Source organism: Pseudomonas sp. TE3910 (assembly GCF_056279025.1).
In genome coordinates, this window is the sequence record NZ_JBWBQN010000001.1 from 1,650,020 (window position 1) to 1,657,500 (window position 7,481).

The window sequence follows — 7,481 nt, forward strand, 5'->3', positions numbered from 1 at the left end:
CAGCCGCTACGGGGCGACCTGCCGCTTGCCTTGGCGTGGCAACTCAATACTGACACGCAATCCTCCCATGGGACTGTCCTGCAAGCTCATGCGCCCGCCCCAGGCGTCGACGATATCGCGCACAATGCCCAACCCCAGGCCATGACCATCGACCTGCTCGTCCAACCGAGCACCGCGGTTTAACACCTCATCACGCAAATGTTCCGCGATACCCGGGCCATCGTCGTCGACCCACAGCACATAACCCTCGGCACACTCCTGAATAGTGACGCACACCTCTGCGAAAGCCCACTTGCAGGCGTTATCCAGAAGGTTGCCGAGGAGCTCCAACAAGTCTTCACGGTCCCAGGGCAAGAGCAGGCCCGGCGCCGAGACATGGTTGAGGATAAGCGCCTGGCCATGAATCATGTTCAAGGTTGAAAGCAGCCCTGGCAGTTCGGCATCACAATCGAACTGAGCCCCTGGCAAGGCATCACCTGCCAACCTCGCACGGTTCAGTTCCCGCCCCAACCGTTGCTGAATCTGCTCAAGTTGCTCACGCAACTGTTCACGGATTTCGGGGTGATCGTTGAGCTTCTCGCTGGAGGCCAGGCTGAGCAACACCGCGAGGGGCGTCTTGAGTGCATGCCCAAGGTTTCCCAAGGCATTTCGTGAACGCCTGAGGCTGTCTTCAGTGTGGGCCAGCAGGTGGTTGATCTGCGCAACCAGAGGCTCCAGCTCTGTCGGCACTTGCGTATCGAGCTGAGAGCGCTTGCCCTGCTGGAGCTGGGCAATCTGTTCACGCGTACGCTCCAGAGGCCGCAGGGATCGGGTAACGGTTATTCGCTGAAGTATCAGGACCAGCAACAGGGCTATCAGCCCCATTCCCAATCCGATCTGCTGCATGCGCCGAAAGCCATCGCGTACGGGGGTGTAGTCTTGCGCCACGCTGATGGAAATCAGTTGGCCCAGGCGTCGATAGTCTGCCCGCAGTACCAGCAGCTGCTGCCCCTCAGGGCCAAGCTGAAGCCCCGCGTGCAAGCCTGGGGTTTTCGGCATGGGCATGTCCATGTCCCACAGGGACCGGGACCGCCAACTGCCGCCCTCGAAATCAACGCGGAAGTAATAGCCGGAAAATGGCCGTTTGTATGCAGAGGATACCCGTCGCTCATCCAGCTCCAGGCCGGACTGGCCGCGCCCCAATGCAACCAGAAGGTTCTCACTCTCTTTGCGCAATCCGGTTTCCAGGTAGCGTTGCAGCCCGACCTCGAACAACCACAAACTCAACTGAGCCAGCACCAACCCCACGACGACCAATACGCCAACCAGGCCGAGGCTCAAACGCGCCTGAATCGACTTCACTGCCCCACTCCACCGAAGCGGTAGCCTTGACCACGGCGGGTTTCGATCACACTGCGACCGAGCTTGCGACGCAGGTGATTGACATGAACCTCCAGAACATTGGAGTCGCGCTCGGTTTCACCATCGTAGAGGTGCTCAGCCAGGTGGCTCTTCGAAAGGATCTGCTGAGGGTGCAGCATAAAGTAGCGTAACAACCGAAACTCAGCCGCCGTCAGTTGCACGTCTTCACCATTGCGCGTCACGCACTGGCGACCTTCATCCAGGTGCAAACCCGCCGACTCCAGCTTTGGCTGGTTGGCCAGGCCACGCGCACGACGCAACAACGACTGAATGCGCAGTTGCAGTTCTTCGGGGTGAAAAGGCTTGGTCAGGTAATCATCGGCTCCAGCCTTGAGCCCTTCAATACGCTCAGCCCAGGAATCGCGGGCCGTCAGGATCAGAACAGGCGTAGCCAGCCCGCCGGAACGCCACTGTGCCAGAACCTCAAGCCCAGGCAGCCCGGGCAGGCCAAGGTCCAGAATGATCGCGTCATAGGGCTCGCTCGCGCCTTGATACACCGCATCACGCCCGTCAGCCAGCCAATCGACTGCGTAGCCCTGACGCTGTAGACCCGCGGTCAGCTCATCGACCAGTGGAACATTGTCCTCGACCAGTAGCAAACGCATCAGTCGTCTTCCTCATCTTTGAGCAGCGCACCGGTGGCCGCATCGAGTTTGATTTCACGCACGACACCTTCGGTGGTCAGCAATTCCACTTCATAGACATACTGGTTGTGTTTCTCCTCCAACTCGGCCTCCAACAGCCTCGCCCCGGGATGTCGGCCCAGGGCTTGTTGCATCAACTGCTCGAGCGGCAGGATGACGCCCTGCTGACGTAAATGCAGAGCTTCATCCTGATCAAGGTCACGGGCCAGCACTTGCGCACAGTACGCTGACAGTATGAGCAGCAGCGCCAAGCCCGTTCGAGAAACGTGTTTCATCACTTGTCCTGATGGTCCTTGAGGACTGCACCGGTAGTGGCATCCAGGTCCACATCCCACTCTACGTTCTGGGCATCACGCAGTTCGACCTTATAGATGTAACGGCCGTAGACGTCTTCCAGTTCAGTGTCCGTCACCGTTGCACCTGGGTGCTTGGCCAAGGCGGCAGCGTTGAGCTTCTCGAAGGACTGAATCTTGTTCTCCTGAACCAGCTTCATCGCTTGGTCCGGCCCCAGGTCTTTCGCCATGGCAATGTTGGCGGTCAGGGCAAGGGCAGCGGTGGCGAACAGGGCAGTCAACGTTTTCATAGTGCATCTCCATAAAGGTTAATCTTGTCCACGGGGAGCAGAATAACGAACTGGACTTAATTCAAACTGAAAATGGCTGGCCCCATGATAGCGCAGCACTACCCCGCTAATGCCTGGCGTTCTCTATAATCAGCGCCTCTGACTGCGAGGTCCGTATGAGTGCGATCCATATCAAGTATCCGGCGCTAACCTTCAAAGCAGGCACGCAAGCCTTTGCCAGGTTACGTCAGCGCCCCTTGCAGGCAGCGGATGTGGGCATCGTGCCCGGCGCTGCGGGTGGCCCAAAAGCACTCGGTATTCAGGGCCTTGATCTGGCATTGTTCGGGCAATGGCTACCTTCAGCCCCGCGTGAACGGTCATTGATCGGCGCCTCTATTGGCTCCTGGCGCTTCGCCAGTGCCTGCCTCCCCCAGCCTGCGCAAGCGCTACGCCGTCTAGGGGCGCTGTACACAGCCCTGGACTTTCCAAAAGGTGTAACCCAGGAGGACGTCAGCCTGAGTTGTCATCGAATGCTTGATGCGCTGCTTGAAGGACGCGATGCACAGATCCTCGACAATCCGCTCTATCGACTGAATATCATGCTGGTCAAGAGCCATGGCTTGCTCGCGCACGATCAGCGCGCTCGATTGGGCGCAGGGCTATCCGCTGTGATTGCCGACAATCTACTCGGGCGCTCGCGCTTGGCTCGGCATTTTGAACGGATCATCCTCCATGATGCCCGCCTTACTCCGCCTCTACAGCCACTGAACGACTTTCCGTCACGGTTGCTGCCGCTGAGTACCACCAATCTACGCCAAGCCCTGCTGGCTTCTGGCTCGATTCCAATGGTGATGGAAGGCGTACGCGACATACCAGGTGTCGGCCGCGGGACCTTTCGCGATGGTGGCCTACTCGATTACCACCTCGACTTACCCTACAACGGTGACGACATAGTCCTGTACCCGCACTTCACTGATAAGGTTGTACCTGGCTGGTTCGACAAAGCCCTGCCTTGGCGGCGAGGCAATGCCGAGCATCTGAAAAATGTGCTGTTAGTGGCACCTTCAGCGCAGTACCTGGCCAGCCTGCCATACGGCAAATTACCCGATCGCAGCGATTTCAAACGTTTCATCGGTGATGCGACTGCGCGACAACGCTACTGGCACAAGGCAATGGCTGAAAGCCAACGTCTGGGTGACGAGTTTCTTGAATGGGTAGAAACCGGCAAGCTACATGAGCGTCTGCAACCACTGCACTAGCCTTGCTGTTAAACTGCTCGCCAGCATCGCTTCTAAGAGTTATAGACACCGTGGAAATTTTCAAAGAATTCACGTTCGAATCCGCCCACCGCCTGCCGCACGTACCAGACGGGCATAAGTGCGGGCGCCTGCATGGCCACTCGTTCAAGGTCGCACTGCACCTGACCGGCCCTCTCGATCCTCATACAGGCTGGATCCGCGACTTTTCCGAGATCAAGGCGATCTTCAAGCCGCTCTATGAACAACTCGACCACAATTACCTGAACGACATCCCTGGCCTGGAGAATCCTACCAGCGAGGTGATTGCCAAGTGGATCTGGGACCAGGTCAAGCCGTTGCTGCCGGAGCTTTCCAAGGTCCGCATTCATGAAACCTGCACCAGCGGCTGCGAGTATTACGGCGACTAAATCGCACGTAGCGAACAGCAAACCACCCGTGATGGGTGGTTTTTTTTGCCCGCAAAAACCGGCAACTTTTCAAAGCCACAAAGACAAAACCCCTACCTGCATGTGCAGATAGGGGTTTCGGAATTTAATCTTGACGATGACCTACTCTCACATGGGGAAACCCCACACTACCATCGGCGATGCATCGTTTCACTGCTGAGTTCGGGATGGGATCAGGTGGTTCCAATGCTCTATGGTCGTCAAGAAATTCTGTGTACCAGACCGTCTTTCGACGCTCCAGCAAATCGGGTATGTGATAGTTGTGAGTCGCAAACTTTCGGTTCGTTTCGTCTTCACAACACCGCAATCTGGTCATTTCGACGCAAATTGCTTGGGTGTTATATGGTCAAGCCTCACGGGCAATTAGTATTGGTTAGCTCAATGCCTCACAGCACTTACACACCCAACCTATCAACGTCGTAGTCTTCGACGGCCCTTCAGGGAGCTCAAGGCTCCAGTGAGATCTCATCTTGAGGCAAGTTTCCCGCTTAGATGCTTTCAGCGGTTATCTCTTCCGAACATAGCTACCCGGCAATGCCACTGGCGTGACAACCGGAACACCAGAGGTTCGTCCACTCCGGTCCTCTCGTACTAGGAGCAGCCCCTCTCAAATCTCAAACGTCCACGGCAGATAGGGACCGAACTGTCTCACGACGTTCTAAACCCAGCTCGCGTACCACTTTAAATGGCGAACAGCCATACCCTTGGGACCGGCTTCAGCCCCAGGATGTGATGAGCCGACATCGAGGTGCCAAACACCGCCGTCGATATGAACTCTTGGGCGGTATCAGCCTGTTATCCCCGGAGTACCTTTTATCCGTTGAGCGATGGCCCTTCCATACAGAACCACCGGATCACTAAGACCTACTTTCGTACCTGCTCGACGTGTCTGTCTCGCAGTCAAGCGCGCTTTTGCCTTTATACTCTACGACCGATTTCCGACCGGTCTGAGCGCACCTTCGTACTCCTCCGTTACTCTTTAGGAGGAGACCGCCCCAGTCAAACTACCCACCATACACTGTCCTCGATCCGGATGACGGACCTGAGTTAGAACCTCAAAGTTGCCAGGGTGGTATTTCAAGGATGGCTCCACGCGAACTGGCGTCCACGCTTCAAAGCCTCCCACCTATCCTACACAAGCAAATTCAAAGTCCAGTGCAAAGCTATAGTAAAGGTTCACGGGGTCTTTCCGTCTAGCCGCGGATACACTGCATCTTCACAGCGATTTCAATTTCACTGAGTCTCGGGTGGAGACAGCGCCGCCATCGTTACGCCATTCGTGCAGGTCGGAACTTACCCGACAAGGAATTTCGCTACCTTAGGACCGTTATAGTTACGGCCGCCGTTTACCGGGGCTTCGATCAAGAGCTTCGCGTTAGCTAACCCCATCAATTAACCTTCCGGCACCGGGCAGGCGTCACACCCTATACGTCCACTTTCGTGTTTGCAGAGTGCTGTGTTTTTAATAAACAGTCGCAGCGGCCTGGTATCTTCGACCGGCATGGGCTTACGGAGCAAGTCCTTCACCCTCACCGGCGCACCTTCTCCCGAAGTTACGGTGCCATTTTGCCTAGTTCCTTCACCCGAGTTCTCTCAAGCGCCTTGGTATTCTCTACCCAACCACCTGTGTCGGTTTGGGGTACGGTTCCTGGTTATCTGAAGCTTAGAAGCTTTTCTTGGAAGCATGGCATCAACCACTTCGCGCTCTAAAGAGCACTCGTCATCAGCTCTCGGCCTTAAGATCCCGGATTTACCTAAGATCTCAGCCTACCACCTTAAACTTGGACAACCAACGCCAAGCTGGCCTAGCCTTCTCCGTCCCTCCATCGCAATAACCAGAAGTACAGGAATATTAACCTGTTTTCCATCGACTACGCTTTTCAGCCTCGCCTTAGGGACCGACTAACCCTGCGTCGATTAACGTTGCGCAGGAAACCTTGGTCTTTCGGCGTGGGAGTTTTTCACTCCCATTGTCGTTACTCATGTCAGCATTCGCACTTCTGATACCTCCAGCAAGCTTCTCAACTCACCTTCACAGGCTTACAGAACGCTCCTCTACCGCGTCACCTAAGTGACACCCGTAGCTTCGGTGCATGGTTTGAGCCCCGTTACATCTTCCGCGCAGGCCGACTCGACTAGTGAGCTATTACGCTTTCTTTAAAGGGTGGCTGCTTCTAAGCCAACCTCCTAGCTGTCTAAGCCTTCCCACATCGTTTCCCACTTAACCATGACTTTGGGACCTTAGCTGACGGTCTGGGTTGTTTCCCTTTTCACGACGGACGTTAGCACCCGCCGTGTGTCTCCCATGCTCGGCACTTGTAGGTATTCGGAGTTTGCATCGGTTTGGTAAGTCGGGATGACCCCCTAGCCGAAACAGTGCTCTACCCCCTACAGTGATACATGAGGCGCTACCTAAATAGCTTTCGAGGAGAACCAGCTATCTCCGAGCTTGATTAGCCTTTCACTCCGATCCACAGGTCATCCGCTAACTTTTCAACGGTAGTCGGTTCGGTCCTCCAGTCAGTGTTACCTAACCTTCAACCTGCCCATGGATAGATCGCCCGGTTTCGGGTCTATACCCAGCGACTAAACGCCCTATTAAGACTCGCTTTCGCTACGCCTCCCCTATTCGGTTAAGCTCGCCACTGAATATAAGTCGCTGACCCATTATACAAAAGGTACGCAGTCACCTAACAAAGTAGGCTCCCACTGCTTGTACGCATACGGTTTCAGGATCTATTTCACTCCCCTCTCCGGGGTTCTTTTCGCCTTTCCCTCACGGTACTAGTTCACTATCGGTCAGTCAGTAGTATTTAGCCTTGGAGGATGGTCCCCCCATATTCAGACAAAGTTTCTCGTGCTCCGTCCTACTCGATTTCATTGATAAGAGATTTTCGCGTACAGGGCTATCACCCACTATGGCCGCACTTTCCAGAGCGTTCCGCTAATCTCAAATCAACTTAAGGGCTAGTCCCCGTTCGCTCGCCACTACTAAGGGAATCTCGGTTGATTTCTTTTCCTCAGGGTACTTAGATGTTTCAGTTCCCCTGGTTCGCCTCTTGCACCTATGTATTCAGTACAAGATACCTAGGTTATCCTAGGTGGGTTCCCCCATTCAGAGATCTCCGGATCAAAGTCTGTTTGCCGACTCCCCGAAGCTTATCGCAGG

At 55.4% G+C, this 7,481-nt stretch carries 6 protein-coding genes and 2 rRNA genes (1 of these 8 cut by a window edge); 2 read left to right on the top strand and 6 right to left on the bottom strand.

The annotated features are described in order from the left end of the window. Positions 1–6 precede the first annotated feature (6 nt). From ACZ9H3_RS07355 to ACZ9H3_RS07370, 4 genes are read right to left on the bottom strand one after another with little or no spacing between them, the layout of a single operon-like run. Entirely contained in the window at positions 7–1,341 is a 1,335-nt protein-coding gene (locus ACZ9H3_RS07355) for an ATP-binding protein (protein WP_476220219.1), read from the bottom strand. Continuing rightward, a complete protein-coding gene (locus ACZ9H3_RS07360) occupies positions 1,338–2,006 on the bottom strand; it encodes a response regulator transcription factor (protein WP_476220220.1) in 669 nt (222 codons plus the stop codon). The genes ACZ9H3_RS07355 and ACZ9H3_RS07360 overlap by 4 nt, the downstream gene beginning before the upstream one ends. Continuing rightward, positions 2,006–2,320 (bottom strand): PepSY domain-containing protein, encoded by a 315-nt coding sequence (locus tag ACZ9H3_RS07365; protein WP_163939854.1) that lies wholly within the window; start codon positions 2,318–2,320, stop codon positions 2,006–2,008. The genes ACZ9H3_RS07360 and ACZ9H3_RS07365 overlap by 1 nt, the downstream gene beginning before the upstream one ends. Further along, positions 2,320–2,628, bottom strand: coding sequence for a PepSY domain-containing protein (locus ACZ9H3_RS07370; RefSeq protein WP_476220221.1), 309 nt, complete (start codon positions 2,626–2,628; stop codon positions 2,320–2,322). The genes ACZ9H3_RS07365 and ACZ9H3_RS07370 overlap by 1 nt, the downstream gene beginning before the upstream one ends. 155 nt (positions 2,629–2,783) lie before the next feature. Between ACZ9H3_RS07370 and ACZ9H3_RS07375 the strand changes: the two genes are divergently transcribed. Next, positions 2,784–3,866 carry a hypothetical protein gene (locus ACZ9H3_RS07375; protein WP_102053082.1) on the top strand — a complete coding sequence of 361 codons (1,083 nt, stop codon included), beginning with the start codon at positions 2,784–2,786 and terminating at the stop codon, positions 3,864–3,866. Between the two features lie 50 nt (positions 3,867–3,916). Further along, a complete protein-coding gene (gene queD / locus ACZ9H3_RS07380) occupies positions 3,917–4,273 on the top strand; it encodes a 6-carboxytetrahydropterin synthase QueD (protein ID WP_083199754.1) in 357 nt (118 codons plus the stop codon). Positions 4,274–4,401: 128 nt separating this feature from the next. Here queD and rrf read toward each other — a convergent pair. Further along, positions 4,402–4,517: ribosomal RNA gene (gene rrf, locus ACZ9H3_RS07385) — 5S ribosomal RNA — on the bottom strand. 137 nt (positions 4,518–4,654) lie between these two features. Beyond that, positions 4,655–7,481 (bottom strand): 23S ribosomal RNA (locus ACZ9H3_RS07390) (it continues 64 nt past the right edge of the window).

Excerpts from the sequence above, each read along its gene's own strand:
- ACZ9H3_RS07370 (WP_476220221.1), bottom strand. The coding sequence starts at position 2,628 with ATGAAAACGTTGACTGCCCTGTTCGCCACCGCTGCCCTTGCCCTGACC.
- ACZ9H3_RS07360 (WP_476220220.1), bottom strand. The coding sequence starts at position 2,006 with ATGCGTTTGCTACTGGTCGAGGACAATGTTCCACTGGTCGATGAGCTG.
- ACZ9H3_RS07365 (WP_163939854.1), bottom strand. The coding sequence starts at position 2,320 with ATGAAACACGTTTCTCGAACGGGCTTGGCGCTGCTGCTCATACTGTCA.
- ACZ9H3_RS07375 (WP_102053082.1), top strand. The coding sequence starts at position 2,784 with ATGAGTGCGATCCATATCAAGTATCCGGCGCTAACCTTCAAAGCAGGC.